The sequence below is a fragment of the Pseudomonas sp. S2_F07 genome, assembly GCF_054668325.1.
This window is the reverse complement of the sequence record NZ_CP162758.1, coordinates 6060177-6086019: the sequence shown is the minus strand read 5'-3', so window position 1 is coordinate 6086019 and position 25843 is coordinate 6060177. Positions and strand designations below refer to the sequence as shown.

The window sequence follows — 25843 nt, the reverse complement described above, 5'->3', positions numbered from 1 at the left end:
CCAAACTATGCGAACCCTGCCGGATTTTGTCAACGACCTGAAAAATGCTTTCAGAGATGCGTGGCGAAAAAACGGCATTCAACTCATGCCGTGGTGTTGACCACCGATCCCGTGCCGGAACCCTTGGCCAGCTCCTTGATCAGGCTCGCACTCACTTGCAGGATGGCGCCGTTGGTGTCGGCAACCTGCCCCTGAATGGCCGCTACCGCGGTGGTCTTGACTTCCGGACTCGGATAGGACGCCGCCTGGGCTTGCGCCAGCTGCTGTTGTTGCTCACGCAATTGCTGCTGCAATTCCTTGAGGCGTTTGAGCAAGACCTTCACCGCCACGCTGGTGTTATCGCTGGTTTGCGATTCGGCCTGTGCGCCGGCACTCCCCCCCAGACCAACCGGGCCCGTCTTGACCTGATTGCCGTCGCTTTTTTTGCACCCGGCGCTTGAGCAGCCGCATCAGCTGTCGCGTCGCTCAAGGCACGAAGGGTAGTGGCCGATTTGCCACCGATGGTGATGCCGGCGGCATTGGGAATGCCAACAGATAACGACATGTGAACTCCTGAAGAAAAAGATCCCTTGAAGGAGCATCGACCGACGCGGCTGTTTCTTTAATGGTCACTGATGATTTGACGCGTTGAAATCTTAAACAGAACTGCAATCCGTTTCGGAGAGCCGAACGCAAAATCTGCATATGTTCGGCAATCCGAACATCCAGACTCAAAACCACACCTGACACAAACAGCAATACCATTACAAATCATTAACTTAAGCGTGTTTTTTCGATTCTGAGTATTACTGGTACAGATCCTGCTTTTCCCTCACACCCCCAGCGTTCAGGTTCGTCTGGGGCGTATCTAGATGAACTTGCATCTGCACCGTCTCACAACTAGAAGAGAAAAATAATGACATCTGCACTTAAGACCTTTGTTCCGGGCGCCTTGGCCCTCCTGCTGCTTCTGCCCACTGCCCTTCAGGCCAAAGAAGCCGAAACCCAACAGAAACTGGCCAACGTGGTAATCCTGGCCACGGGCGGCACCATTGCCGGTGCGGGCGCCAGCGCCGCCAACAGCGCGACCTATCAAGCGGCGAAAGTCGGCATTGAACAGTTGATCGCCGGCGTCCCAGAACTGAGCCAACTGGCTAACGTTCGCGGCGAACAGGTCATGCAAATCGCCTCCGAAAGCATCACCAACGAAAACCTGCTGCAACTGGGTCGTCGCGTAGCCGAACTGGCCGACAGCAAAGACGTCGATGGCATCGTGATCACCCACGGCACCGACACCCTTGAAGAAACGGCGTACTTCCTGAACCTGGTGGAAAAAACCGAGAAGCCGATCATCGTCGTGGGCTCCATGCGCCCAGGTACCGCGATGTCCGCCGATGGCATGCTGAACCTGTACAACGCGGTGGCCGTGGCCAGCAGCAAAGACGCGCGGGGCAAAGGCGTGCTGGTGACCATGAACGATGAAATCCAGTCGGGTCGCGACGTCAGCAAAATGATCAACATCAAGACCGAAGCGTTTAAAAGCGCCTGGGGTCCGCTGGGCATGGTGGTCGAAGGCAAATCCTACTGGTTCCGCTTGCCAGCCAAGCGCCACACCATGGATTCCGAGTTCGACATCAAGAACATCAAGAGCCTGCCTGACGTCGAGATCGCCTATTCCTACGGCAACGTCAGCGATACCGCCTACAAGGCCCTGGCTCAATCGGGCGCCAAAGCCATCATCCACGCTGGCACCGGCAATGGCTCGGTATCCTCGCGGGTAGTCCCTACCCTGCAAGCCCTGCGCAAGGACGGCGTGCAGATCATTCGTTCCTCCCATGTCAACGCCGGTGGCTTTGTATTGCGCAACGCCGAACAGCCTGACGATAAATACGACTGGGTCGTTGCCCACGACCTGAACCCGCAGAAGGCCCGGATCCTGGCGATGGTCGCACTGACCAAGACCAACGACAGCAAAGAACTGCAACGGATGTTCTGGGAATACTGATTTGCCCTCGCCCGACCGGATCCGGTCGGGCACCCCGTGCGCCATTCGCCAGTTTTGGCGAGTGGCTGCCGCTGGATCTTACAAAAAAACTCCCTTCGCCTTACGCCAAACGGAACAAATCGCTGTCAGAGGATTTTCTTGGTTTTTAAGCAGTTGCGAAATGGCCTACAGTTAAATACTGTATGCACGTACAGCTTAATAAGGATAATTCCGTGGACACCACCTCTACCTCTCCTGACACCTATGTACGCATGGGCCTGCGCGTTCAGAAAATCATCAACTCTCCCACCGCACAAAAGGCCAGGGCAGCATTGATCTTCCGCCTGCCTGACGAACCGGTGGATGAATGGGAACGCTTGCTGGAAGAAATCGACGAGAACGACAACGTCACCCTCGCCTATCGCGACGATGGCGGCGTGCAGATCTTCTGGGTTGTGCCGAAGGAAGATTGAGTCGATGAGTGTCCGCTGGTTTGCCTTGCTGTTTCTGTTTGTTGTCATGGGTGCGCAAGCCGACGCGCCGCGCACCTTCACCGAAGCGAAAAAGGTCGCCTGGAAGCTCTACGCGCCCCAGTCCACCGAGTTTTACTGTGGCTGCAAGTACACCGGTAACCGGGTGAACCTTGCCGCCTGCGGTTACGTGCCGCGTAAAAATGCCAAACGCGCATCCCGCATCGAGTGGGAGCATATTGTTCCGGCCTGGCAAATCGGTCATCAACGCCAGTGCTGGCAAGCGGGCGGTCGCAAGAACTGCACCCGCTACGACCCGATTTACCAGAAGGCCGAGGCTGACTTGCACAACCTGGTGCCCAGCATTGGCGAGGTCAATGGCGATCGCAGCAACTTCAGCTTTGGCTGGCTGCCCGAGCAGTCGGGGCAATATGGTTCATGCCTGACCCAGATCGACTTCAAGGCCAAGAAAGTCATGCCCCGCCCTTCCATTCGCGGCATGATCGCCCGGACCTACTTCTACATGAGCAAGCAGTACGGCTTGCGCCTGTCGAAACAGGATCGGCAACTGTACGAAGCCTGGGACAAGACCTATCCGGTACAGGCCTGGGAACGCCAACGCAACCAGAGCGTGGGGTGCGTCATGGGGCGCGGCAACGAGTTCGTCGGCCCGGTAGACATGAAGGCCTGCGGTTGAATCCGGAACGGGACACCTGAAACGACAAAGGCCTCGAGGTTAAACACCCGAGGCCTTTTTTGTTTCTTCAACGCCTGCGGTACAGAACGTTATTGAGCGACCGGACGCTCAAGCACCAGCAATTCGATGTTCTGCTTCTTCGCGCGAGTAAGCGCCGCGCGGACTTCATCCTGCTTGGCTTCAGCCTCGGCTTTCGAATTGAACGGCCCCATCAGGACTCGGGTATTGCCATTCTCCTTGACGACGCTGGACATGAAACTGTGCTCGATCAGCCAGCCACTCAAATCGCTGACCGCCTGAGGGGTTTCACCTCGCACCTCAAGATCCCATTGGGGGCCGGATACCGGCGCGGGTACGGCCGCCATGGCTGGCTTGGGCTTCGGCGCATCCACAGTGCTGCCCTCGCCACATCCCGCCAATGCCAATATCGCGATGACCAAAACCATTTTGCGCACGACGCTTCCCTCCAAATGCATAAAGCGGCGATTTTAACACCCATGAATACTTCGCGAGTGCCGCAAAATGGGCTTAAAACAACGAGAATGATGGTTGCGGCCTCTGTATAGTTACGCCTTGGGAATTAATGCCGCATCTGCGCGTCAGAAAGAGGCACCCAAACCGCGAGACTTCGCACTAATCTATACATAACACCGACCTCTGCACTGTCCGAATCAGGTGCCCCACAAAGCAATCAAGGAGAAGACCATGCTGATACTCACCCGCAAAGTCGGTGAAAGCATAAACATAGGTGATGACATTACGATCACCATCCTCGGCGTAAGCGGCCAGCAAGTCAGGATCGGCATCAACGCTCCGAAGGACGTTGCAGTGCATCGTGAAGAAATTTACCAGCGCATTCAGGCCGGCCTGACCGCCCCGGAAAAGCCGCAATCCTGAATCCTGTTGCAGTCAGTAGCCAGCCCGTTCAGTCCGGAATCACGGCTGGCTAAAGATTCAGCACCCCATCGCCCTGCTCATTCGCCACACTCAAACCCCAGGGGTCGATACTAGCGGCAAGTTTTACTCTATTGCTGTCAGACTTTTCTGGTTTGCCCCAGGGAAGGATGCGTTCACTGCGCGGTCAACCAAGCATCACGCCTCGCGCCATGCCCGTCGCCGCTACCACCATCAGCAGCACCAGCAGCGCCTCTATATGACTGATCCGTGCAAACAGCTTCGCACGGCCGGTATCGATCGACACTTTACGGGCAAGCGCTATCCGCCACTTGATCAGTGTCACCATAGGCGCGATTTCCAGTAGCAAGATCAGGACGAACAGCGACATCTTCAGATGAAACAACGGCTGATGCAGGTAATAGTCCGTGCCCTTCTCGTACCCGCCAAACGCTCGCATCCCGCCACTGATCAATAAAACGACAGCTGAAATACCCCAGATATTGTCCGCCATCAGAACACTGCGCACCTCCGCAGCCCCATCGGCCAAGCGCCGAAAAGCCGTGCCTCGAACCAGCACCGCCCAGAATCCCAAGGCAAATGCCAGAAGATGAACCGCCGCCAGAAACCAGTGAGTCAGCATAGAGAAACCCCTGCCAGGTCGAAGTTGTATGAGCCTGTCAGTAGTAGCCCATGAAATGGCTGCGTGCACGGCATCCAGGGACAATGCCCGGAGCACAATACGACAGACCAACTAGACTCCACTGCGCTGGTATTGAGCGTCCGCGACGGTACCCGCCCCAACAGCAACTCACTCCCACCGCGTTGAACTGAGTAAACAAAATCATGTGTGAATCATGTGATTCAAGCTCTGCTTCAAACACAACAGGCCGTCGTCGTTTTCTTCAATTTGCCGGATTGAGCGCAGGCGCCCTGCTGCTGACCGGCACACTGCCCGGCAAGATCATCCTGGCAGCCGAAAAAGCGACAGCCCCACCCAAACCACAAAACGTAATCAGTCCCGACATGGCGTTGAAAAGACTGATGGAGGGCAATGCACGATATGTAGGCGGCACTTCCACAACCCACGACTTCAAGGCAGAGCGAGAGGCCCTGGTGTCCGGCCAGAATCCATTCGTGGCCGTGCTGAGCTGCTCCGACTCGAGGATCGCCCCGGAATATGCGTTCGACACTGCGCGCGGCGATCTTTTCTCCATCCGCGTCGCGGGCAACTTCGTTACGCCGGAAGGCCTGGCCAGTCTTGAATACGGCGTTGCCGTACTGGGCGCCCCGCTGATTCTCGTACTCGGGCATGAGAGCTGCGGCGCCATCGAGGCCGGTATCAAGGCGGTCAAGGACCAGACGATTTTCCCCGGCCATATCCCGAAACTGACTGACGCACTCAAGTCAGCAGTCGAGGCAGTACTCAATCAGCCCGGGAACCTGATGGAAAACGCCACCGCGCAAAACGTCAAGAATTCGGTCAACAGCCTGAAACAGGCCTCGCCATTGCTGACTGATGCGCAGAGCAAAGGCGCGCTGAAGATCGTGGGCGGCATCTATCGCCTGGCGAGCGGCAAGGTAGAGTTGATCGCCTGAACCGCAACGCGCACAGCGTCAGCATCGGTGCATAAGCCCGCATGCAAAGAGCCCAGCGCGACGGCTGGGCTCTGATTATCTTCGGTTTTGCATCATTTTATCCGCGAGGACCCTGGCCCTCTCGATCAACAGGTTCTGCCTGTCCTCATGAGTAGCCTCGCCCACAATCGGGGCAGTCAGATTGCTTTCGGCAATCAATGCAGCGCAGAAATATCGATCCCAGACAGCCGTGTCCACAGGTGCCTGCTTGCTCATTTGATCGGCGTTCATAGGCGGCTCCTTTTGATAAGGTCGCATTGCCAGTTTACGCCTGAATGACAAAAAATCCGGACCATCATTCACAGTCACCTGCCATTCGTCGCCTGCCAGAACACAACGAGGAATTCGCCCCTATCCATGGCTTGAGGCTTGCTAAGATCGCCCGTAGCAGCGCCGCAATGACAGGATTCTGACGCCGCAGCCATTCAATCAATGCTTAAGGACGCCAGCGATACGCTTGGTCAGTCACCGGGAGATGTAACGTGTCAACGCTCAACGAAATCGCAATGAACCACGCGAGAATGGCCAAGGAACAAGCAGGAAAGTCGACCGAACTGAGCGAGCGCCACCTCCAGATCGTAGGGAGCTTCGAAGTACCGTCCATTGAAGTACAACAGAACATCCCACTGCACCTGATCGCGGGAGCCCAGGAAGGCCACCATGGCCTTGCAGCTACCTTTGCCCTCTGACACCTACTGAGGCTGGCGACGATCTGAACGGTTTACCCGGCAATCATCCGGCATCCGCTCAGCAATCGTCGCGCCTTGATGGCCCGGCACTACTTTTCTGATCCGGGCATCTCATCTTTCAAATACCGCGAAGTGATTGCCAGCCGAATGCAATGTTCAGCAAAAACACGCAATGACTTGTGGATTGAAAATCCATGAACTAGACATAACTCCACAGTCCGCTTCCCCAAAGATCGGTAACGATTCTTTGGACAACAAAAAAGGGCCCACCTTTCGGTGAGCCCTTCCAGACCGCCCAGCAGAGCGGATTTTGTTTGGTAGGCGCGATTGGACTCGAACCAACGACCCCCACCATGTCAAGGTGGTGCTCTAACCAACTGAGCTACGTGCCTGCTGTGAGGCGGCATTCTACGGAATTCCGGAGGGGTGTCAACACCTTTTTTCGCGCTAACCCTATGAATATGCAAAATATTTAATTTTGCCGCTACAAAGAAGATTTTCCGGGTGGCTGGCGGGGGATTTTCAACTCGGGTAGGATCAACGCACTCGTAAAATATATTAAACAGAGGCTGCCGGATGGCTAACACTCCCTACCCCGAGTCCTACTACGCCGCATCGGCCAATGCGGTTCCGCCGCGCCCGGCGTTGCAGGATGACGTGGAGACCGATGTCTGTGTGATTGGCGCCGGTTACACAGGGCTATCCTCTGCCTTGTTTCTGCTGGAGAACGGTTTCAAGGTCACGGTGCTCGAAGCCGCCAGGGTAGGTTTCGGGGCGTCCGGGCGTAATGGCGGCCAGATCGTTAACAGCTATAGCCGCGATATCGATGTCATCGAACGCACGGTCGGTCCCAAGCAGGCCCAGTTGCTGGGCCAGATGGCGTTCGAGGGTGGGCGAATCATTCGTGAACGGGTCGCCAGGTACGACATTCAGTGCGACTTGAAGGACGGTGGCGTGTTCGCCGCGATGACCTCCAAGCAAATGGGTCATCTCGAATCCCAGAAGCGCCTGTGGGAGCGTTTCGGGCACACCCAGCTCGAGTTGATGGATCAACGTCGCATCCGCGAGGTGGTCGCCTGTGATCAGTACGTCGGCGGGATGCTCGACATGAGTGGCGGCCACATCCATCCGCTTAACCTGGCGCTGGGTGAAGCGGCCGCGGTCGAGTCCCTGGGCGGGACGATTTACGAGCAGTCGCCGGCGGTGCGCATCGAGCGCGGCGTGAATCCGGTAGTGCACACGCCGCAGGGTAAGGTCCGGGCGAAATTCATCATCGTCGCCGGTAACGCTTATCTGGGCAACCTGGTGCCGGAACTGGCCGCCAAGTCGATGCCTTGCGGCACGCAGGTGATTACCACCGAGCCCCTGGGTGAAGAACTGGCGAAGACCCTGCTGCCTCAGGATTACTGTGTCGAAGATTGCAATTACTTGCTCGACTACTACCGCCTCAGTGGCGACAAGCGTCTGATTTTCGGTGGTGGCGTGGTGTACGGCGCGCGGGATCCGGCGAACATCGAAGCGATCATCCGGCCGAAGATGCTCAAGGCCTTCCCGCAACTCAAGGACGTGAAGATCGATTACGCGTGGACGGGCAATTTCCTGCTGACGTTGTCGCGCCTGCCTCAGGTCGGACGGCTGGGCGACAACATTTACTATTCCCAGGGTTGCAGCGGTCATGGCGTGACCTACACGCATTTGGCGGGCAAGGTGCTGGCTGAAGCGTTGCGCGGCCAGGCAGAACGTTTTGATGCGTTTGCCGACCTGCCCCATTACCCGTTCCCGGGCGGCCAGTTGCTGCGCACACCGTTTGCGGCATTGGGTGCGTGGTATTACGGATTGCGGGATAGATTCGGGTACTGACTGCTAAAACAAAAGGCCCGCTGCGATGCGGGCCTTTTGTTTAGATCAACATCGAAAGATCGCAGCCTGCGGCAGCTCCTACATGGGAATGCGTTCTGCGTAGGAGCTGCCGCAGGCTGCGATCTTCTGATCTTAAAGCCGGTCCCGTGGGATACCGCTGCGAATCCGCAGGATGTCCGCCAGTACCGCCAGGGCAATCTCGGCTGGCGTCTTGCTGCCCAGGTTCAAGCCGATTGGCGCATGAATCCGCCCCAACTCGACATCCCCCAGTCCACCAATACGCCGCAACCGCTCGAAGCGCTTTTGCGAAGTCTGCATGGAGCCCATCACACCGATGTAAAACGCCTCGGTGCGAACGGCCTCCATCATCGCCAGGTCATCGATACGTGGATCGTGGGTCAACGCCACCACCGCCGTGTCGCTGTGGCACCCGCCGTCGGCAATGAACACCGAAGGCAGTTGGCGACGAATCTCCACGTTTTCCAGCACGACGCCTTCGAGCACTTCGTCCCGCGGGTCACATAGAATCACCTCGAACCCAAGCCCCACGGCAAACTCCGCACAGGCCTGGGCGACACTGGAATACCCCGCCAGCAGCAAGCGCTGGGCTGCGCCGACGCGCACGCGCACCCGGTCGATTTCACGCTCGATACGCACACCCTGTTCACGATCATCGAACAGACTGCGCGCACCGCTTTGCAGATCGACTTCGCGGATCAACCGACGCCGGCCCAACAGCGCCGACTCCAGCTCCCGCAGATGCGCTTGCACCTCGCAATCGGCCTCAAGCTTCTCGACCAGCACATCCAGCACCCCGCCACAGGGCAGGCTGACGCGCGAGCGTGGGTCGTCGCCTTCGCCATAACGAACAACGCTGACCGGCTCCAGAAACGCGCCCTCGGCGACTCGCTCGAGAAAGTCTTCCTCGACACAGCCACCGGACAACGAGCCAATCCAGTGCCCCTGCGTGTTTACCGCCAGCAGCGAACCCGGTGCGCGCGGTGCCGAGCCGTAAGTGGCCAGCACCGTACACAGCCAGATGCGCTGACCGGCCGCCGACCACTCCAGCGCCCGGCGCACCACTTGCAGATCCAGATGCTGCATATCAGTGGGCCTTGTGCTCGAGCGGCGGCGCATCGGCCCGCAACTTCTGCACGTCGTTTACAGCCAGATCATTCGGCTGACCGCCCCAGCCTTGTCGCAGGTAGTTCAGCAGGTCCGTGAGCTGTTCGTCGCTCAATTTCGCGGCGAACCCCGGCATCGGTTGCATGTGTTCGAAACCGGAGAACTTTTGCTCACCAATACCGTCGTCGATCACCCGCACCAGGTTACGCGGATCTTCCAGGCGCAGCGTGGTGTTGCCGCGCATGGCCACGGCGATGTGCGGCTTGCCCTCACCGCCCGGTGCATGGCAACCGGCGCAGACATTCAAATATTCCTGACGGCCGCGCTGGGCACTTGGGCTCAGCTTGTCCAAAGGCACTTCGGTGAGCACCTTCGCCGCCGGTGGCTGATCGCCGAGCAGGAAGGTCGCCATCGCCGCCAAGTCAGGATCAGTGAGGCCCTGGGTGCTGTTGTGGAACACCGGGAACATCTCGTTGAACATCGTGCCCTGGGCGCTCATGCCGTGCTTGAGGAACGAGCTCAGGTCCTGATGATTCCAGCCACGGGCCGCCAGGTCAGTGGCCAGCAGGCTCGGCGCCAGATAGCCATTGAGAATGCCGCCGGTCATGCGTTTGTCCATCTGCATCGCACCGGGCAGGCCGCGTGGGGTATGGCACTCGCCACAGTGACCCAGCACGTCGACCATGTACTGGCCGCGCTTCCAGGCTTCGCTCTTGCCTTCAGCCGGCTCCAGCTTCACGTCCTTGCCGTACATCATGTTCCAGCCCATCAGGCCCGGGCGCACGTTGAACGGGAAGCTCAGGCTGGTGACTGGCGCGGCACGCTCGATCGGCTCGACGGTTTTCAGGTAGGCATGAATCGCATCGGAATCCGCACGCGGGATCAGGTGATACGAGGTGTAGGGCATCGCCGGATACAGGTTCGCCCCGTCGCGGCGCTTGCCTTCGGTCAACGCGGCGAAGAACTCGTCATCGTTGTACAGGCCGATGCCGTGCTCTTTGCTCGGAGTGATGTTGGTGCCGTAGATCGTGCCGAACGGCGACACGATCGGCAGGCCGCCCGCATAGGGCGCGCCACCCGGCGCGGTGTGGCACGCCATGCAGTCGGCGGCGCGGGCGAGGTACTCGCCTTGCTTGATCTGCGCATCATCGGCGTGAGCTGCCATCACAGGCGCAGCCAGACCAACCGCCAACGCCAGGCGGCTAAGTAGAAGCTTCATGCTTAACCCTCCTTGACCAGGCCGAGATCGGTCAGCACGTTGCGGGTGGCGCTGTAGTAGCGCACGTACCCGGTGCAACGGCAGATGTGATGACCGAGGCTGTCCTCGATGACTTTTTCCAGCTGGCTTTTGACGATCGGCTGACGCTGCAGCTTTTCCACCAGCACGGTCGCGGCATTGACGAAGCCCGGCGCGCAGTAGCTGCACTGGAAGGCGAATTCATCGACGAAGCGCTGCTGGATCGGGTTCAGCTCGGTGACCTTGCCCTGCTCGTCGCGGGTCGCATGGCCTTCGATGGTCCGCACTTTCTTGCCTTCGAAATAGTGTGCGCCGGTGATGCAGGTGCGCACTTCTTCACTGGTGCCGTCCGGGTTGTCGACGATCACCACGCAGGCGTGGCAGATGCCCTGGCCGCAGCCCAGGCGCGAACCGGTGAGGTTCTTGTATTCGTGCAGGTAGTCGATCATCGGCAGGTCATCAGGGATGTCCACCGGGCCGACGGATTGACCGTTGAGGGTCAGTTGAAGCGGACGGTTAGCCATTGAGGGCCTCCTTGATGCGTGCAGAAGTGATAGGCAGGTCGCGGACACGTTTACCGATGGCATGGGCCACGGCGTTACCGATGGCGCCGACCACCGGGATCATCACCACCTCGGCGATGCCCTTGGACGGGTCGCTCGGCGACAGTGGCGGCAGGATGTCCGCCGTCTGTTTCCACACCGCAACGTGACGCGCCATCGGCAGGCGGTAACGGTTGAAGTTCCAGTCCCCCTCCCCCGGCCCGCCTTCGTACAACGGCATCTCTTCCATCAGCGCGTGACCGATGCCCATGGCGATCCCGCCTTCGAGCTGGCCCCTGACCAGTTCTTCGACCAACACCCGACCGCACTCGACCCACGAGTGATGGTTGAGTACCGACACTTCGTTCGAACCCTTGTTGACCTTCACTTCCACCAACGTCGCGACCGGGCTGTAGTAAGTCACCGCCGCGTTGTTCAACTGGGTTGCCGGGTAGGCGATACCCTGCCGATCCAGCAGATGGAAACCGGCGCTGCTCATCTGCGCCTTCTTCGCCTTCGGTGCACCGTCGCCGTACTTCACGGCCAGGCCGTCGAGCGGCAAGCGCTCACGCACGCCGTCGATGCTGAACTCGGCCTCGGCCCAGCTCCAGCGGTTGAAACCGTGCACGGTGGCGCCGCTCACCAGGCCACGTTCGTGAACGCGCTTGGCGAGCATGGCGAATGGCAGTGGCTCCATACCGTTGGCCGTGAGCTTGCCGTCGACCCAATGGGCGTCTTCGCGGCGCACCACGTAAGGGTTGGCCTGGCCGCCGTAAGGGCCTTGGCGCCAGATCTCCATCGCCGCTGGCCACAAACCGTGGTTGAACAGCACGCGCGCCGCTTCACGGGTGGCGTGACTGAAGTAGTACGCCGAGTTGGTCGCCGACGAAGCCGAAGCCACCTTGCCGACCCAACGTGGGTTGCGCAGGAAATTGTCCTGCTCGGCCTGGCTCATGATGTACGGGTTGCCGCCACTGACCAGCTGCAACTCTTTCCATTCGGTTTCGCCGGTCTTCACTTCGTGCGCCGCAATACCGAGGAAATCGGCCACGACCATGGCCTGGGAGGTGGACATGCCAGTACCGATTTCGATACCGATGTGGCGCAGGCTGATGCGACCTTCGGCAGTGAATTCAATGCTGGCCATCGGCGCTTCGGAACCGGTACCGAAGTCCTTCTGGCAGATGGCGAAACCCACCCCGTACCAGTTGTCCGGATCGGCGGCTTCGCGTTGCTTCTTGATCGCGTCGCGGTTTTTCCAGGTGTCGTGGACCGCCGCCTTGTCGAGAATCTCGTGCAGGCGCAAGGCACCGGCCGGGATCGCGCCCTGGGTGTTCTTCATACCCGAGCGCAGTGCGTTCTTGCGGCGCAACTCGATGGCATCGACACCGAGGCGACCGGCGATTTCGTCGACCATCATCTCGGTCGCCGCCATGCTCTGCAGGGTGCCGTAGCCACGCATCGACCCGGCTTCAACGGCGCGGGAGTGATAGGCCGTGACCTGCAGATCGTTCTGCGGCATGTAGTAGATCGACTGTGCCGCCGTGGCGCCCACCGCCGCCACCGACGGGCTGTAGTTGATCCGCCCGCCACCGTCGACGCTCATCTCGGAGCGAAAAATCTTGAAGCTGTGGTCGTTCTTGTCCACCGCCAATTGGTAGCGGATGTCGAACGGGTGACGCTTGATGCCGCTCTGGAACTGCTCGTAGCGGTCGTTGGCCAGGCGTACCGGCACACCGGCGCCGTACAACGCCGCCAGCGCTGCGTAGTAGACGAAAATGTTGTGGTCTTTGGAGCCATAACCGACGGTGTAACCCGGGTGCATGTTCAGGTTGGCCAGGCCGAAACGCGACGGCGCGATCATCTTCGCGGTCTCGGTCGCGGTTTCCAGCGGGCACTGTGTCGCCACCACGAAATGCAGGGTCTTGGTCGCCGGGTCGTACCAGCCGTTGCCGTTGTCCGGCTCCAGGGCGGCCGGTTCGATCGACGGGGTCTTGTAGCGCTCGTCGAATACCAGCCAGTTGTCCGGCGGCGTATCGATCTGCTGCTTCATGCGGTCGGCGTAGAACAACCCGCGCTCGGTCAGGTTGCCGTGCAGGTTCGGCTGGGAGTTCCACACCGGACGACGGTTTTTCAGCATCGGGAACAGGATCGAATCCTTGAGGCTGGCGAACTCGTCTTCGTCCGCCGAGGTCGCACCGCCGACGCGCACGTAGCGGAAGCTGCCGTAAGGATCGCCTTCGTAGAACGGCGCTTTCTCGCCGTAGCGGATTGCCTTGTCATTGAATTTGAGTTGGTTCTTGGCCTGACGGAAGCGCTCGAAATCGTTCCAGATCAGGATCGCCACCGGGTGCCCGATAAACATCGGCACCTTGCCGGCCGGCAACAGCGGATCCGGGGCGTGCTCCTCAGGGAACACGATTCCGTCCTTGACCAGGTCTTCGGCGGTGACGATGCGGTCCGGTTGCAACTCGGTACCGAGCCACGACAGGTCGATGCCTGCAAAGATGTAGTCGGCCTTGATGGTTTTGAGCAGCATGGCGTGGCCTTGCTGCTGCGGCCAACCCGGCATGTCCTTGGCGCGAATGTCGCGGGCAAAGACCTTGCTGCCGCAGACCTTGGACAAGGCATCGTTACGGGCGCGCGCCTTGCCATTGTTGCCGAGCCACTGCTCGGACGGCACGGTCACGCTGCTCTCCATCAAGGCGGCCAGCGCCTGGCTGCTCAATGGTGTGAGCGTCACGCTCACACCCGCTACCAGCCCGCCCTGAAGGAACGAGCGCCGGGATATATCACGGTTGGACATGGATCATCCTCTGGGCGGTTATGGGGTCCGCCCTTCTGGTTATGTTCTGGAAATCTCGAGTCTTGCAGAAGCCCTTTTCGACGATGCAAAGGGCTGTTGTTGACAGTGCAAAGCTGACCGAAAGGTTAAGTTTATAGGCTTATGCCTTCGCGGAAAACCAAAAACTGACCAAGGAATCAAAAAACCGCGACTTTTCGACGCAGCAGATCGATGAACAACCCCAACTCCCGGCTGATGTGCTCGCCCCTGCGCAACAACAACCCGAAGGGCTTCATCTAGACATCCAGCGCCATCACCAAGCCCATTTCAAGATAGTCGCGCAATGCAGTTTCCGACAGCATCATGATCGCGTCGGTCGTTGAACAGCGGCTATTCCTTTGCTGGCGAGGGTCGATCCGGTCACTCATCGGCATTTCCCCGGACGTAGCAACGGACAGGTCGAACAGTAGTCTGCGGGTTCGGTGGCCAGGTAATAAAAGCAACAGGTTCGGCGAAAGCGAATGCTGCGCTGCCCGTCGTCCACCAGCGTCGGCGGTCGGCGGAAATGGCTCAGCGGGTTGTAATCCAGACCGAACAACGCAGGCTCGGCTTGTGTCAGCAGCCAATTGAAATCCGCTTCACAGCGCTCGCGTATCGATGGGTCGTCGATTTTCGCCATGCGTTTTTCATACAGCGAATAAACGCGCACGGCGGTGTTTTCCCAGAGGATGCGCCGGGAAACTCCGGTGACACGATTGAAGGTTTGCCACAGCGGTTTCAGCAGTCCGGCGAACAGTCCCTGCACCAAGGCTTCCCGCCAGGCCTCGCGCTCATTGAGGCCATAGGTCAGCGGCTGACCGTGATGCACCGGCATTGAAGACGTCCACAGCCCCTCATCGTGACCGTATTCGATCACTGTGTTGTCAGGTGTCAGTAAAAGGCCTTTGTCATACACCGACATCGCATACAAACAGGCGCCAGTCGCCAGAAACGACAAGCGCTTGCCCAGCAGCGAGGCCGTGATCGCCCGGGTTGGCGAGCCGATCACCGGGCCCAGCGCATCCAGCAGTTGCTCGCACACGTCTTCCTGCAACAAGTCCCGGGCCATCAGCGAACGCAACGGGTCGCGCTCGTCGCGGTCCTTGAGCCGCAAGCCACCGGACAACAGCGCCCACTCCGACGCAGTGAAATGACAGGCCAGATTCATTGCGGCAACTCCCGGCCAAACGGAATGCACAACGGCGTCCCGAAGAACGGATCGGGAATGATCCGGCAATTGAGGTCGAACACGGTCTTGACCAGGGTCTCGGTCAACACCTCGTCGGGCCGCCCCTGGGCAAAGGCTGTCCGGTTGTGCACCGCAACCATGTGGTCGGCGTAACGACAGGCCAGGTTGAGGTCGTGCAGCACCATGATGATGGTTTTGTTTTCGAGCCGGTTAAGGTCGCGCAACAGGTCCAGCACTTCGATCTGATGCGCCAGGTCGAGAAAGGTGGTGGGTTCATCAAGCAGCACGATGCCAGTGTCCTGGGCCAGGGTCATGGCAATCCACGCACGCTGGCGCTGGCCACCGGACAACGCGTCCACCGGCCGGTCCGCCAGGGCCTGCAGACTGGTTTGCGCCAGTGCGCGGTTGACCATGGCTTCGTCTTGCGCCGACCACTGTTGCATCCAGCTCTGATATGGATAACGCCCCAGCGCCACCAACTGCCTGACGGTGATGCCCTCCGGCGCGCTGGGGGTCTGGGGCAAAATGGCCAACTCACGGGCCACGGTAGCCGTGGACTTTTGCTGGATATCCACACCGTTGAGAATCACCGAGCCCTGCTGCGGCTTGAGCAGTCGGGCGAAGGATTTGAGCAAGGTGCTTTTGCCGCAGCCGTTGCTGCCAATCAGTACCGAAATCCTGCCCTGGGGCAGTTGCATGTCCAGCGCGTCAATAATCACCTGGCGCTGATAACTCAGGGTCAGGCCGCGACTTGCAATCGACGTCATACGTTGAATTCCTCAATGACGCTGTTTGATCAACAAATAGAGAAAAAAGGGTGTACCCAGCACGGCGACAAAAATCCCGGCCGGCAGATCCAGCGGCAAAAACAGCACACGCCCGGCGAGGTCGGCCAGCACCACGAGGTTCGCCCCGACCAGCGCAGCCATCACCGCCTGACCGCCGAACCCCGGGGCCACCAGACGCTTGGCAATGTGCGGTGCAATCAGCCCGACAAAGGCTATTGCCCCGCCCCAGGCAATCGCCGCACCGGCCAATGCCACGCTCACCAGCAACAAACCGGCGCGCAACCACTGCACGCGAACGCCAATGCCTTGGGCCAGTTGGTCATCCAGTTGTTGCACCATCACCTGCCGGGCCAGCAGCACCAGCAGCGGGCAAATACCCAACAACCAGCGACCCAGCGCCAGCGGTTCCGGCCAACTGGCGCCGTACACGCTGCCGGTCAGCCAGACATAAGCCGACAGGGTCGTAGTCAGCGGACTGAAGACCAGAATGAAGGTGGTCGCGGCGGTCAACATCGCGCTGATACCGACCCCGATCAACACCAGGCGCAGCGGTGAAGCCCCCTGTTTCCAGGCCAGCAGATAGATCGCCAATGCCGCCAGCCCCGCGCCGGACATCGCCGCCAGCGGCAGATACTGTTGGCCCAGTGCGACGGAGAAAAACGACAGATACAACACCGCCGCCGCACTGGCACCACTGGTGATACCCAGCAGGTCGGGCGACGCCAGCGGGTTGCGGATGATGCTTTGCAGAATCAGCCCCGACACCGACAACGCCGCCCCTACCAACGCCGCCAGCAGCACGCGCGGAAAGCGCAGTTGCTCGACGATGAACGTCAGGCTGGGGTCCTGGCTCGACAGCAGAATCCGCAGAACCTCCAACGGCGACAGCATGACTTTGCCCAATGACAGTGAGCCGAGCATGATCAGCGCCGTGACCATCAACGCCGCCAGCAACCGCCACAACGTGGCGACATTGATCCGCCGGGAAAACCCGCTACGGCGCCAGGTCAGGACCTTATCCATAACGGCCTCCACGCCGGGCCAGCAGAATGAAAAACGGTGCGCCGAACAACGCCGTCATCACGCCCACCGGCACCTCCTGCGGCAGGATCAACACCCGCGACAAGGTATCCGCCAGTAGCAGGACTATCGCCCCAAGCAGCGCGCACCCCGGCAGCGACCAGCGATGATCGATGGACAAGCCCTTGCGCACCATGTGCGGCACCAGCAAGCCGATAAACCCGATGCTGCCGGCCAATGCCACGGCACTGCCCGCCAGACAGATCACCAGCACGCTCATCAGCAGCCGGATCAATCCGGTTCGCTGACCCAGGCCGGTGGCGATCTCCTCGCCTGCGTTAAGTACGTTAACCTGCCCCGCCAACAACATCGCGCCGAACAGCCCGAGTACGCCACAGATCAGCATTGGCGCGGCGACCGACAGGCTACGCTCGGTCAACGAGCCCGCCAGCCAGAACAGCACCGTGTCCAGGCCATCCTGATTGGCCACCAGCAACGCCTGGCTGAATGCGGAGAACAACGCGGCCATCGCCGCCCCCGCCAGCACGATGCGCAACGGACTGAGACTGCCCTGCCCCATGTTGCCGATCAGCCACACCAGGCTGCCGGCCACGGCCGCGCCGATGAACGCGCACCACAGCCAGGCATCCGGGGATGACAGGGAAAACAGCGAGGAACACAGGATGATAAAAAAAGTCGCGCCGGCATTGATCCCGAACAAGCCGGGGGACGCCAGCGGATTGCGCGTCAGCGCCTGCATCAAGGCCCCCGCCACTGCCAGGCTCGCGCCCACGGCCATCGCCATCAAGGTGCGCGACAGGCGTGTGGTGGTCACCAGTACATGGCTGACGCTGAGCGGGTCGGGATGCACGAAGGCAGCGGCAATTTGCGAAAGCGGAATCCAGGTCGCTCCGACTGCCAGGCTCAGCACACTGCTGAGGAGCAACACGACCCCGGCACAGCACAGTTTCAAACCATTGCTCATCAGGCCGCATCCGCCGTGACCAGCCGCGCCACATCATCGAGCATCAGGTTCGCCCCGAGCATCCCGCCCGACAGGCTCCAGGCCACCCCGTCGACGCGCCATACCTGCCCCTGTTGCGGTGCACGCATTTGCTGCCACAGCGGATGCTGCACCAGGCTTTCATAGTTTCGCTGCACTGCCGGTTTCTCCGCGCGCAAGAAGACAAAGAAGATGTCGGCATTGACCACCGCCAGACTCTCCTTGCTGGTGAGCTTGATCGATACTCCGCTCGCCGCCTGACTGGCCTCACTCCAGCCAAACCCCAGCTCGGTGATCACCGAACCGGGAAAACTGGCCGGCAAATAACTGCGGATATGGTCTTCACGGACATCCAGAATCGACACCGTGGGTGGCCAGCGCCCGGCGAATGTGTGCTGCAGTTGCTGGCGCAGTTGTGCCGTGCGCAACTGCCAGCGGGCCAACACCTCGTCGGCCCGCTGCTGGCGGTGCAAGGCCAGGCCCATCAGTGCCAGGGTCTTCTTGAATTCGAACACCTCCTCCAGCATCACCACCGGGGCGATCTGCTTGAGCAAGGGTGCGATGCGCTCATGGCGAAAGCGCGAGGCGATGATCACGTCCGGCTTGAGCAGCGCGATGTCCTCAAGGCTCGGCTGGGTTTCCAGGCCGACATGGGGCACCGGCTCCAGCGCCGAGCGCAGATAGCGATAGGTGGGCTTTTCACTCCAGGAATCGACGATGCCGCAGGGTGTGATGCCCAACGCCACGGCGCTGTCGGTGGCGCCCTGAAACAGGGTGATCACCCGCAGCGGCGCGGCGTCGGCCAGAGCCCACGCCGATGGGGTAAACCTCAGTGCAAGCACGCCCAGGGACAGGCGCAGCAGCGTGCGCCTGGAGGGCGTTTTGACCTGTTCGTTCTTGAGTGGGTTAGTGAGACTGGGCATGCTCTGGTCCTCTGCAATCGATGCATGACACAACTCGGCGGCGCCCTTCCCTGTGGCGCAACGCACGGTTGAATCGATTCAGAAGTCGACGGTTGCCGAAAGGAGGTAGGTTCGTGGCGTCGCGAGCGTCAATCCTGGCTCGCTGTCATCCGAGGCCCCGGCGGAACTCCAGTAGCGCTTGTCAGCCACGTTCTCGACATTGGCCCGCAGGGTGATGTTCTTTTCCTCGACCTTGAAGGCGTAGCGAGCGCCCACGTCGAAACGCGTCCAGGCGTCGATTTCCTTGTTATTGGACTGGTCCAGATACTGAGAGCTGGAATACATGCCGCGGCTGATCAGGGTCAGGCCTTGTACACTTGGCACGTCCCACTCGGCCCCCAGGTTGACGTTGTACTCCGGCGTGGCAGGAGCGCGGTTGCCGTCAAAGGTACCATTGGTGGTGTTGGTCAACTCGCTGTCGATGTACATCACGCCGCCGAGCAGGCGGAAACCGTTGAGCGGCTCACCGAACACACTGACTTCCACACCGGTGTTTTCGCGTTTGCCGTTCGGGCCGAAAACCCGCGTCGTGGCGTTGGTTTCATAAGCTGGCTGCTTGATCCGGAATACCGCGGTGGTAATGGCGAACGCACCCGCATCATATTTGGCACCGACCTCGACCTGCCGACTGATGAACGGCGGGAAGATCTCGTCCTCGTTCACCGAGGTTGACGGCGCGATCTTGCCCTGGCTGAGGCCTTCCATGTAGTTGGCATACAACGAGAGCTTGTCGGTGGCCTTGAACAGGATGCCGCCCGAGGGCGAAACCTTTTCTTCATCGTAGCCCGTATCGCCTTTGACATTATCCGCCCAGTCGTCAACCTGCACTCGCTGCCAGCGGGCGCCGATGGTCAGCAGCACTCGGTCATCGAAGAAACCCAATGTGTCGGACAACGCCACGCTGCTGGAACGGTTCTCGGTATACACCTCGGAATCAAGGCGCGTGGGAGTGACAGGCGTCGGTGTTTGCACCGGGTTGTAGATGTTGCTCGGGGCAGCGGCATAACGGGCGCCGCCGTTTTCGAAGTCCATGTAGAAATAGCTGGCAGCCAGGTTGATTTCATGGCTCACCGGACCGGTATGGAACCAGTTGCGCACCCCGGCGTTGGCCGTCCGGACATTTTCGTCACGGGTGAAGTCACGTGGCAGAACGCTGAAATTACCCGCGTCGTTGGTGACCGCTACGGCGTGCCGGAGGAAGTCATGATTACTTTTACGCGCGCCCGCGCCGGCGTACACCATGACAGAATCGCTGACATCGTACTCGCCGGTCACCGTACCGAAGGTGTCCTTGGTCCGCGCCTTGCTCCACGGCTGCGCATAGTTGTGGCGAACATCGCTGGCGTGCGGAACCTGTGCGTTGGCACCCACCTGCACGCGTTCCTGCGGGGCATCGGTGTCCCGCTCGTTATGTCCGATGTCCGTCGAGAGCCGCAGGCGTTCACCGCGAAAATCCAGGCCCAGCACAGCCATCTCGCGGTCAACGCTCTGGTGATCCCATTCGGTGTCGCCGGACTGCTTCACGCCGTTGAAACGAACACCGAACATGTCTCCCTCACCAAAGCGCCGACCGATGTCCACGGCCCCGCCGACCTGGCTGTCGGAAGCATAGTTGCCGGTAAACGACGTAATGGGCACGTCGGTTGCGCGCTTGGGCACCACGTTGATCCCGCCACCCACGCTGCCCCGCGGCGAGATGCCATTGATCAGCTGGCTCGGGCCTTTGAGGATGTCGACGCGGTCAGCCATCTCCATGTCAATGGAGTAAGTCGGCAGGATGCCGTAGAGACCGTTGTAGGAGACATCACTGTTGAACAGGCTCATTCCACGAATGGTGAACTGCTCATACCGCCCACCCGCCGGGTTGGTGGCGCGAACCGAGGGATCGCTGGCCACGAGGTCGCCCAAGGTACGCGCCTGAAGGTTTTTCACCAACTCACTGGTGTAGGTGGTCTCGCTGAACGGCGTCTCCATGAAATCTTTCGAGCCCAGCAAGCCTTGCGACCCACGGCGTGCGACCTGCCCGCCGGCATATGGATCACCGTGCGCCGTGTCTGCCGTCGCGTAAATAGAAGTAGCGCCCAATTGCAGGCTGCTTCCTGTTGGCACCGGGGTCAGCATGTACGCCTGTTCGCCCACTGGAAGCAGTTGCAGACCGGAACCCTGCAGCAGTTGGGCGAAGCCCTCCTCCACCGCGAAGTCACCGGAAAGACCGGGGCTGGTTCGCCCGCTCACCAGTGCCGGGTCCACTGACAGATTGACCCCGGCCAGCCCGGCGAAACGGGTCAGCGCAGCGTCGAGACCTCCGGCTGGCACCTGATAGCTGCGGCGCGGCGCGTCTTCGGCCCAACCGGCAGAGATGAACAACGGACAGGCACTCAGGCTCAACAACAGACTCAAGTGCAACAACGGGCGCAACCTGGATGGAGCCGGACGCATACTGCAAGACATCACTGCGGGCATTGTGAATCTCTCTGATTTCGTTTCGCTTACCTTGAATGACAAGCGAGGCGAAAAAAGGGGACACGCTTTAAACACTATTTTTGCGCTGCACCAGCGTTACCCAGTAACGCGTACGCGAATGCACTTCCAGCGGCAGGCTGGCCGCGAGCAGAGCCAGAATGCGATCGGTGTCTTCAAGGCGAAAACTGCCGGTGATGCGCAGCGATTCCAGCTCGGGCTCCCAACGCAACACGCCCAGACGATAGGTGCCGAGTTCGCGCAGAAAATCCCCCAAGGGCTGGTTCTGCGCCATCAGCACACCCTCACGCCAGCCCGGGGCCAGCACGTCAAATGGCTCCACGGCACCGACACCCGCCGCTTGAAGGCTGACTTGCTGGCCACCGCGCAACGAAAAGACCGGTCCGTGCAGAGGCTGCAACTGCACCGTGCCTTTGAGCGCTTGCACCTTGCAGCCCGTCTGCCCCTGACGAACACACACCTCGCCCTGACTGACGACCACTTGCCCGAAGTGCGTGAGAATCGTCAGCGGCGAGATCCCGGGCACATTCAGTGCCATTTCACCTTCCACGAGGGTCAGGCGCCTGTGCTTGAGGTCGATATCGACGGCACTGGCAGTGTTCAGTTGCACAGAGCTGCCGTCGGCCAACCGGACCTTTTTGCTTTCCCCGGTGGCGGTCCGCAGGTCGGCACTCCAGGCATCCAGAGGCAACTGTCGACTGATCAGCCAGGCAGTCGGCAGCAAAGCCACCGCCCCGACAGCGCGCTTGAGCACCGTACGTCGACTGGCTTGTGGCCGGCCCAGACTGGCCATGGCAAGGGCCGGTGGCAGGTCGGCAAAGCGTTGGCGCAAGAGTTGCGCTTTCTGCCAGGCCTGCTCGTGACTGGAATGGCTATCGCGCCAGCTCTGCAACTGCGCCCGATCCTGCTCATTGGCGCAGCCGGATTCCATGAGGGCCAGCCACTGCGCGGCGGCCCGCACGACTTGCCGGGCCTGGGCCGAAGGTGCCGAACCGTTCACATGTCCACCAGCAGGCAATGTTCGTAGGCTTGAGCCATGTAGCGCTTGATCGTGCGTTCCGATACTTGCAGGCGCTCGGCAATCTCTTGATAGCCCAGGCCTTCCAGCTGACTCAAGAGAAACGCTCGGCGTACCGGGCCCGGCAATCCATCGAGCAATTCGTCCAGGGCCTGCAGGGTTTCCAGCAGGATCCAGCGTTGCTCGGGGGACGGCACGCAGTCCTCGGGCAGCAACGCCAATGCATCGAGATAGGCTTGCTCCAGGCTGCGGCGCTTGTAGAAGTTGGCCAGCAGCCGCTTGCCGACTGTCGCCAGGTAGGCGCGAGGCTCTTGCAGGTCGGCGATGCGCTGAGAGCTGGCGAGCAAACGAACGAAGGTGTCCTGGCTCAGATCCGCAGCGTCGCTGCCGTTGCCCATGCGTCGTCTCAACCATCCTTCGAGCCAGCTCCGGTGATCGCGGTACAGGTCGTGGAAGGTTTGCTCCGGCGGCAACGCTGCATCACTCATCTAAAGGAACCCTGCGCGAAGAAATATTATAAATGCGACTCATTCTAATTAGTGTTGATAACTCAAACCAAGTCCTTTGTGCAAATCGCACCCGGTAAATACTTGAATAATTTGATGACAGGCCGAGATATCGGCCGCGCGGCGCCGGTTTATCGAGGCTGTGGATTATTGAGGGGAGTTTTCAAGAGACAACGGAATTCACTGGCCATCCGCGCGTGGTCGGCGGATGCGAAACCGTGAGGGTCATGAGGAAGGAGAAAAAGCCAAATCGCAGAAACAAAAAACCCCGGTCTTTCGACCAGGGTCTTTGCTATCGACTCGAAGTAACCAATGGTTTCTTCGTAGCTCCAAGGCGTTCAGTGGGCCTCGGGGCAGATATGGCGCAGCGGACGGGACTCGAACCCGCGACCCCCGGCGTGACAGGCCGGTATTCTAACCGACTGAACTACCGCTGCGTATCGCTTTGGACTTGCGCCCAAGTAACTCGGTCTGATTGAAAACTCAGTAGCTTTTCAATCTCGAATCAGAACATGCCTGACTCGGAAAATATGGCGCAGCGGACGGGACTCGAACCCGCGACCCCCGGCGTGACAGGCCGGTATTCTAACCGACTGAACTACCGCTGCGCGTCGGTGGAGGCATTTCAGCCTACCTCTTGCTTTCGCAAGTATCTCGGAAGTGGTGGGTGATGACGGGATCGAACCGCCGACATTCTGCTTGTAAGGCAGACGCTCTCCCAGCTGAGCTAATCACCCGTTTGCATCTCCGAGGCCGCGAAATTTACGCAGGTAGCGAACCTAAGTCAATAGCAGGATTGAAGTTTTTCTGAAAAAGACAAAATCATTTCATTCCGGCCAGTGTCGGCAACCATCAGTCCGCTATCGTCGGAACGCCGCCCGGAGCCTGCTCGCGATGAGGGCGATACATTCAACGCCAGTATCACTCGCTGTAAATCATCTTCTTGGTCATGCCGCCATCGACCACGAATTCCTGGCCGGTGACAAACCCGGCGTTTCTCGACAACAACCAGGCCACCATCGCCGCCACATCCTCAACCGTGCCCACCCTGCCCGCCGGATGCTGGGCATGATCGGCTTCGCTCAACGGTTCGGCACGCCGTACCGAAGGATCGCGCGCGTCGATCCAGCCAGGGCTGACCGCATTGACCCGGATCTCCGGACCAAGGCTGATGGCCAACGCATGCGTCAGGGCCAACAGACCGCCCTTGCTCGCCGCATAGGCCTCTGTGTCGGGTTCCGACTGCCCGGCGCGGGTCGAAGCCAGATTGACGATGGCGCCGCTGTGAGCGCGCAGGTACGGCGCACAGTGCTTGGCCAGCAACATCGGCCCACTGAGGTTCACCGCCAACACCCGATTCCAGTGAGACAGATCGAGGCTTTCCAGGGTGATGTTGTGCGGATCGGCAACCGCTGCGTTGCATACCAGCGCATCCAGGCGCCCGAACTGGCCGAGCACCTCGGCCACGCCCAGCGCGACTTGCCCTTCATTCGAGACATCCATGGCGATGAACCAGGCGTTGTCGCCCAGCACTTTCGCCACTTTCGAACCGCGCTCGCGGTCCAGGTCCGTCAGCACGACTTGCCAGCCTTCGCTGATCAGCCAGGCCGAGATCCCCAGGCCAATACCCCGCGCAGCTCCGGTCACCAGCGCTACGCGGCCATTTGAGCCAGTGGTCGGTGTAGACAACTCGATCACAACGCAGCCAGGCCGCGCGCCAGATCGGCTTGCAGGTCCGCCACGTCTTCCAGGCCGACCGCAACGCGGATCAGGCTGTCACGAATGCCCGCCGCTTCACGCTCCTGAGGCGCCAGGCGACCATGGGAAGTGGTGCTCGGATGGGTGATGGTGGTTTTGCTGTCACCCAGGTTGGCGGTGATCGAAATCAGGCGCGTGGCATCGATAAAGCGCCAGGCGCCCTCTTTGCCGCCCTTCACTTCAAAACTGACGACCGCACCGAAACCCTTCTGCTGGCGCAGCGCCAGTTCGTGCTGCGGATGGCTTTTGAGGCCGGCGTAATGGACTTTCTCGATGCCGTCCTGCTGCTCCAGCCACTCGGCCAGTTGCTGGGCGTTGGCGCAATGCGCCTTCATCCGCAGGTTCAGGGTTTCCAGGCCCTTGAGGAAGATCCAGGCGTTGAACGGGCTCAGGGTCGGCCCGGCGGTACGCAGGAAGCCCACCACTTCTTTCATCTGATCGCTGCGACCGGCAACCACGCCCCCCATGCAACGGCCTTGGCCATCGATGAACTTGGTGGCCGAGTGCACGACGATGTCCGCGCCCATTTTCAGCGGCTGCTGCAACGCCGGAGTGCAGAAGCAATTGTCGACTACCAGCATCGCTCCTTTGGCGTGGGCGATTTTCGACAGCTCGGCGATGTCGACCAATTCGGCCAGCGGATTGGACGGCGACTCGACGAACAGCAATTTGGTATTGGCCTTGATCGCCGCATCCCAACCGGACAAGTCCGCCAGGGCCACGTAATCGACTTCGATACCGAAACGCTTGAAGTACTTCTCGAACAGGCTGATGGTCGAGCCGAATACGCTGCGCGACACCAGTACATGATCACCAGCGCTGCACAGGCTCATCACCACGGCCATGATCGCGGCCATACCGGTGGCGGTGGCCACGGCCTGCTCGGCGCTTTCCAGCGCGGCAATGCGCTCTTCGAAGGCGCGTACGGTCGGGTTGGTATAACGCGAATAAACGTTGCCCGGCACTTCGCCAGCGAAACGCGCAGCGGCGTCGGCAGCGGTACGGAACACGTAGCTGGAAGTGAAGAACATCGGATCACCGTGTTCGCCTTCCGGCGTGCGGTGCTGACCGGCGCGTACGGCCAGGGTATCGAACGCTGCACCTTCGAGGTCGCTGTCCAGCCGACCGGCATCCCATTCCTGACTCATGCTGTCACTCCTTGCCCTGCTCTTGATAGAT

At 60.2% G+C, this 25843-nt stretch carries 24 protein-coding genes, 4 tRNA genes and 2 pseudogenes; 7 read left to right on the top strand and 23 right to left on the bottom strand.

Annotated features, from left to right (window positions below; genetic code table 11):
• Nucleotides 1-83 precede the first annotated feature (83 nt).
• Nucleotides 84-544: pseudogene (locus AB4O40_RS27705) on the bottom strand (hypothetical protein).
• A gap of 351 nt (nt 545-895) precedes the next feature.
• On the opposite strand from AB4O40_RS27705, the gene AB4O40_RS27700 reads away from it, so the two are divergent.
• The 3 genes from AB4O40_RS27700 (at nt 896) to AB4O40_RS27690 (ending at nt 3130) form a co-directional block, all read left to right on the top strand.
• Complete coding sequence (locus tag AB4O40_RS27700) at nt 896-1984, top strand: asparaginase (protein ID WP_056722233.1); 1089 nt, start codon at nt 896-898, stop codon at nt 1982-1984.
• A gap of 182 nt (nt 1985-2166) precedes the next feature.
• A complete protein-coding gene (locus AB4O40_RS27695) occupies nt 2167-2436 on the top strand; it encodes a DUF1654 domain-containing protein (protein WP_043302188.1) in 270 nt (89 codons plus the stop codon).
• 4 nt (nt 2437-2440) lie between these two features.
• Nucleotides 2441-3130 carry an endonuclease gene (locus tag AB4O40_RS27690; RefSeq protein ID WP_223540996.1) on the top strand — a complete coding sequence of 230 codons (690 nt, stop codon included), beginning with the start codon at nt 2441-2443 and terminating at the stop codon, nt 3128-3130.
• A gap of 89 nt (nt 3131-3219) precedes the next feature.
• Here AB4O40_RS27690 and AB4O40_RS27685 read toward each other — a convergent pair whose 3' ends face one another.
• On the bottom strand, nt 3220-3585 hold the full coding sequence (locus AB4O40_RS27685; RefSeq protein WP_056722228.1) for an SPOR domain-containing protein: 366 nt from the start codon (nt 3583-3585) through the stop codon (nt 3220-3222).
• Between the two features lie 250 nt (nt 3586-3835).
• On the opposite strand from AB4O40_RS27685, the gene csrA reads away from it, so the two are divergent.
• Nucleotides 3836-4027, top strand: coding sequence for a carbon storage regulator CsrA (gene csrA / locus AB4O40_RS27680; RefSeq protein ID WP_007975691.1), 192 nt, complete (start codon nt 3836-3838; stop codon nt 4025-4027).
• A gap of 184 nt (nt 4028-4211) precedes the next feature.
• Here the strand turns inward: csrA and AB4O40_RS27675 are convergent, their stop codons facing one another.
• Nucleotides 4212-4667: a DUF2214 family protein gene (locus AB4O40_RS27675; protein WP_056722226.1), complete on the bottom strand. Its 456-nt coding sequence runs from the start codon at nt 4665-4667 to the stop codon at nt 4212-4214.
• 203 nt (nt 4668-4870) lie between these two features.
• On the opposite strand from AB4O40_RS27675, the gene AB4O40_RS27670 reads away from it, so the two are divergent.
• Nucleotides 4871-5623 carry a carbonic anhydrase gene (locus tag AB4O40_RS27670; protein WP_223540995.1) on the top strand — a complete coding sequence of 251 codons (753 nt, stop codon included), beginning with the start codon at nt 4871-4873 and terminating at the stop codon, nt 5621-5623.
• Between the two features lie 75 nt (nt 5624-5698).
• Here the strand turns inward: AB4O40_RS27670 and AB4O40_RS27665 are convergent, their stop codons facing one another.
• On the bottom strand, nt 5699-5893 hold the full coding sequence (locus AB4O40_RS27665; RefSeq protein ID WP_056722222.1) for a hypothetical protein: 195 nt from the start codon (nt 5891-5893) through the stop codon (nt 5699-5701).
• A gap of 251 nt (nt 5894-6144) precedes the next feature.
• Between AB4O40_RS27665 and AB4O40_RS27660 the strand changes: the two genes are divergently transcribed.
• Entirely contained in the window at nt 6145-6351 is a 207-nt protein-coding gene (locus AB4O40_RS27660; RefSeq protein ID WP_056722220.1) for a hypothetical protein, read from the top strand.
• Nucleotides 6352-6666: 315 nt separating this feature from the next.
• Here the strand turns inward: AB4O40_RS27660 and AB4O40_RS27655 are convergent.
• Nucleotides 6667-6743: transfer RNA gene (locus AB4O40_RS27655), tRNA-Val, on the bottom strand.
• 184 nt (nt 6744-6927) lie between these two features.
• Here AB4O40_RS27655 and AB4O40_RS27650 point away from each other — a divergent pair.
• Entirely contained in the window at nt 6928-8211 is a 1284-nt protein-coding gene (locus AB4O40_RS27650; protein WP_056722218.1) for an NAD(P)/FAD-dependent oxidoreductase, read from the top strand.
• Nucleotides 8212-8343: 132 nt separating this feature from the next.
• On the opposite strand, the gene AB4O40_RS27645 is transcribed toward AB4O40_RS27650, so the two are convergent.
• From AB4O40_RS27645 to AB4O40_RS27560, 18 genes and pseudogenes are all read right to left on the bottom strand, one after another.
• The gene (locus AB4O40_RS27645) at nt 8344-9315 is read right to left on the bottom strand and encodes an XdhC family protein (protein ID WP_223540994.1); all 972 of its coding nucleotides are present in this window, start codon (nt 9313-9315) and stop codon (nt 8344-8346) included.
• A gap of 1 nt (nt 9316) precedes the next feature.
• Entirely contained in the window at nt 9317-10555 is a 1239-nt protein-coding gene (locus AB4O40_RS27640; RefSeq protein WP_223540993.1) for a cytochrome c, read from the bottom strand.
• A 2-nt stretch (nt 10556-10557) separates the two neighbouring features.
• On the bottom strand, nt 10558-11097 hold the full coding sequence (locus AB4O40_RS27635) for a (2Fe-2S)-binding protein (RefSeq protein ID WP_007982256.1): 540 nt from the start codon (nt 11095-11097) through the stop codon (nt 10558-10560).
• Nucleotides 11090-13921 carry a xanthine dehydrogenase family protein molybdopterin-binding subunit gene (locus AB4O40_RS27630; RefSeq protein ID WP_223540991.1) on the bottom strand — a complete coding sequence of 944 codons (2832 nt, stop codon included), beginning with the start codon at nt 13919-13921 and terminating at the stop codon, nt 11090-11092. Before AB4O40_RS27630 ends, AB4O40_RS27635 begins: the two co-directional genes overlap by 8 nt.
• Before the next feature lie 176 nt (nt 13922-14097).
• A pseudogene (locus AB4O40_RS27625) lies at nt 14098-14277 on the bottom strand (LysR family transcriptional regulator); the annotation flags it as partial.
• A 47-nt stretch (nt 14278-14324) separates the two neighbouring features.
• Nucleotides 14325-15107 (bottom strand): IucA/IucC family C-terminal-domain containing protein, encoded by a 783-nt coding sequence (locus AB4O40_RS27620; RefSeq protein WP_460057039.1) that lies wholly within the window; start codon nt 15105-15107, stop codon nt 14325-14327.
• A complete protein-coding gene (locus tag AB4O40_RS27615) occupies nt 15104-15895 on the bottom strand; it encodes an ABC transporter ATP-binding protein (RefSeq protein WP_460057042.1) in 792 nt (263 codons plus the stop codon). Before AB4O40_RS27615 ends, AB4O40_RS27620 begins: the two co-directional genes overlap by 4 nt.
• A 12-nt stretch (nt 15896-15907) precedes the next feature.
• The gene (locus AB4O40_RS27610; protein WP_056722206.1) at nt 15908-16939 is read right to left on the bottom strand and encodes a FecCD family ABC transporter permease; all 1032 of its coding nucleotides are present in this window, start codon (nt 16937-16939) and stop codon (nt 15908-15910) included.
• The gene (locus tag AB4O40_RS27605; RefSeq protein ID WP_056722204.1) at nt 16932-17921 is read right to left on the bottom strand and encodes a FecCD family ABC transporter permease; all 990 of its coding nucleotides are present in this window, start codon (nt 17919-17921) and stop codon (nt 16932-16934) included. Before AB4O40_RS27605 ends, AB4O40_RS27610 begins: the two co-directional genes overlap by 8 nt.
• A complete protein-coding gene (locus AB4O40_RS27600; RefSeq protein WP_223540988.1) occupies nt 17921-18862 on the bottom strand; it encodes an ABC transporter substrate-binding protein in 942 nt (313 codons plus the stop codon). The genes AB4O40_RS27605 and AB4O40_RS27600 overlap by 1 nt, the downstream gene beginning before the upstream one ends.
• A gap of 78 nt (nt 18863-18940) precedes the next feature.
• Complete coding sequence (locus tag AB4O40_RS27595) at nt 18941-21364, bottom strand: TonB-dependent receptor (protein ID WP_460057047.1); 2424 nt, start codon at nt 21362-21364, stop codon at nt 18941-18943.
• A 67-nt stretch (nt 21365-21431) separates the two neighbouring features.
• Nucleotides 21432-22382, bottom strand: a complete 951-nt coding sequence (locus AB4O40_RS27590) for a FecR domain-containing protein (protein WP_223540986.1) — start codon at nt 22380-22382, stop codon at nt 21432-21434.
• Nucleotides 22379-22888 carry a sigma-70 family RNA polymerase sigma factor gene (locus AB4O40_RS27585; RefSeq protein ID WP_056722197.1) on the bottom strand — a complete coding sequence of 170 codons (510 nt, stop codon included), beginning with the start codon at nt 22886-22888 and terminating at the stop codon, nt 22379-22381. Before AB4O40_RS27585 ends, AB4O40_RS27590 begins: the two co-directional genes overlap by 4 nt.
• Nucleotides 22889-23266: 378 nt before the next feature.
• A tRNA-Asp gene (locus AB4O40_RS27580) sits at nt 23267-23343 on the bottom strand.
• Nucleotides 23344-23437: 94 nt separating this feature from the next.
• Nucleotides 23438-23514, bottom strand: a tRNA-Asp gene (locus AB4O40_RS27575).
• Nucleotides 23515-23567: 53 nt separating this feature from the next.
• Nucleotides 23568-23643 (bottom strand) — tRNA-Val (locus AB4O40_RS27570).
• 184 nt (nt 23644-23827) lie between these two features.
• Nucleotides 23828-24604: an SDR family oxidoreductase gene (locus AB4O40_RS27565; protein WP_056722195.1), complete on the bottom strand. Its 777-nt coding sequence runs from the start codon at nt 24602-24604 to the stop codon at nt 23828-23830.
• Nucleotides 24601-25812, bottom strand: a complete 1212-nt coding sequence (locus tag AB4O40_RS27560) for an O-succinylhomoserine sulfhydrylase (RefSeq protein WP_223540985.1) — start codon at nt 25810-25812, stop codon at nt 24601-24603. The genes AB4O40_RS27565 and AB4O40_RS27560 overlap by 4 nt, the downstream gene beginning before the upstream one ends.
• Between the last annotated feature and the right edge of the window lie 31 nt (nt 25813-25843).

Excerpts from the sequence above, each read along its gene's own strand:
- AB4O40_RS27700 (WP_056722233.1), top strand. The coding sequence starts at position 896 with ATGACATCTGCACTTAAGACCTTTGTTCCGGGCGCCTTGGCCCTCCTG.
- AB4O40_RS27695 (WP_043302188.1), top strand. The coding sequence starts at position 2,167 with ATGCACGTACAGCTTAATAAGGATAATTCCGTGGACACCACCTCTACC.
- AB4O40_RS27690 (WP_223540996.1), top strand. The coding sequence starts at position 2,441 with ATGAGTGTCCGCTGGTTTGCCTTGCTGTTTCTGTTTGTTGTCATGGGT.
- csrA (WP_007975691.1), top strand. The coding sequence starts at position 3,836 with ATGCTGATACTCACCCGCAAAGTCGGTGAAAGCATAAACATAGGTGAT.
- AB4O40_RS27675 (WP_056722226.1), bottom strand. The coding sequence starts at position 4,667 with ATGCTGACTCACTGGTTTCTGGCGGCGGTTCATCTTCTGGCATTTGCC.
- AB4O40_RS27670 (WP_223540995.1), top strand. The coding sequence starts at position 4,871 with ATGTGTGAATCATGTGATTCAAGCTCTGCTTCAAACACAACAGGCCGT.
- AB4O40_RS27665 (WP_056722222.1), bottom strand. The coding sequence starts at position 5,893 with ATGAACGCCGATCAAATGAGCAAGCAGGCACCTGTGGACACGGCTGTC.
- AB4O40_RS27650 (WP_056722218.1), top strand. The coding sequence starts at position 6,928 with ATGGCTAACACTCCCTACCCCGAGTCCTACTACGCCGCATCGGCCAAT.
- AB4O40_RS27645 (WP_223540994.1), bottom strand. The coding sequence starts at position 9,315 with ATGCAGCATCTGGATCTGCAAGTGGTGCGCCGGGCGCTGGAGTGGTCG.
- AB4O40_RS27640 (WP_223540993.1), bottom strand. The coding sequence starts at position 10,555 with ATGAAGCTTCTACTTAGCCGCCTGGCGTTGGCGGTTGGTCTGGCTGCG.
- AB4O40_RS27635 (WP_007982256.1), bottom strand. The coding sequence starts at position 11,097 with ATGGCTAACCGTCCGCTTCAACTGACCCTCAACGGTCAATCCGTCGGC.
- AB4O40_RS27630 (WP_223540991.1), bottom strand. The coding sequence starts at position 13,921 with ATGTCCAACCGTGATATATCCCGGCGCTCGTTCCTTCAGGGCGGGCTG.
- AB4O40_RS27620 (WP_460057039.1), bottom strand. The coding sequence starts at position 15,107 with ATGAATCTGGCCTGTCATTTCACTGCGTCGGAGTGGGCGCTGTTGTCC.
- AB4O40_RS27615 (WP_460057042.1), bottom strand. The coding sequence starts at position 15,895 with ATGACGTCGATTGCAAGTCGCGGCCTGACCCTGAGTTATCAGCGCCAG.
- AB4O40_RS27610 (WP_056722206.1), bottom strand. The coding sequence starts at position 16,939 with ATGGATAAGGTCCTGACCTGGCGCCGTAGCGGGTTTTCCCGGCGGATC.
- AB4O40_RS27605 (WP_056722204.1), bottom strand. The coding sequence starts at position 17,921 with ATGAGCAATGGTTTGAAACTGTGCTGTGCCGGGGTCGTGTTGCTCCTC.
- AB4O40_RS27600 (WP_223540988.1), bottom strand. The coding sequence starts at position 18,862 with ATGCCCAGTCTCACTAACCCACTCAAGAACGAACAGGTCAAAACGCCC.
- AB4O40_RS27595 (WP_460057047.1), bottom strand. The coding sequence starts at position 21,364 with ATGCCCGCAGTGATGTCTTGCAGTATGCGTCCGGCTCCATCCAGGTTG.
- AB4O40_RS27585 (WP_056722197.1), bottom strand. The coding sequence starts at position 22,888 with ATGAGTGATGCAGCGTTGCCGCCGGAGCAAACCTTCCACGACCTGTAC.
- AB4O40_RS27560 (WP_223540985.1), bottom strand. The coding sequence starts at position 25,812 with ATGAGTCAGGAATGGGATGCCGGTCGGCTGGACAGCGACCTCGAAGGT.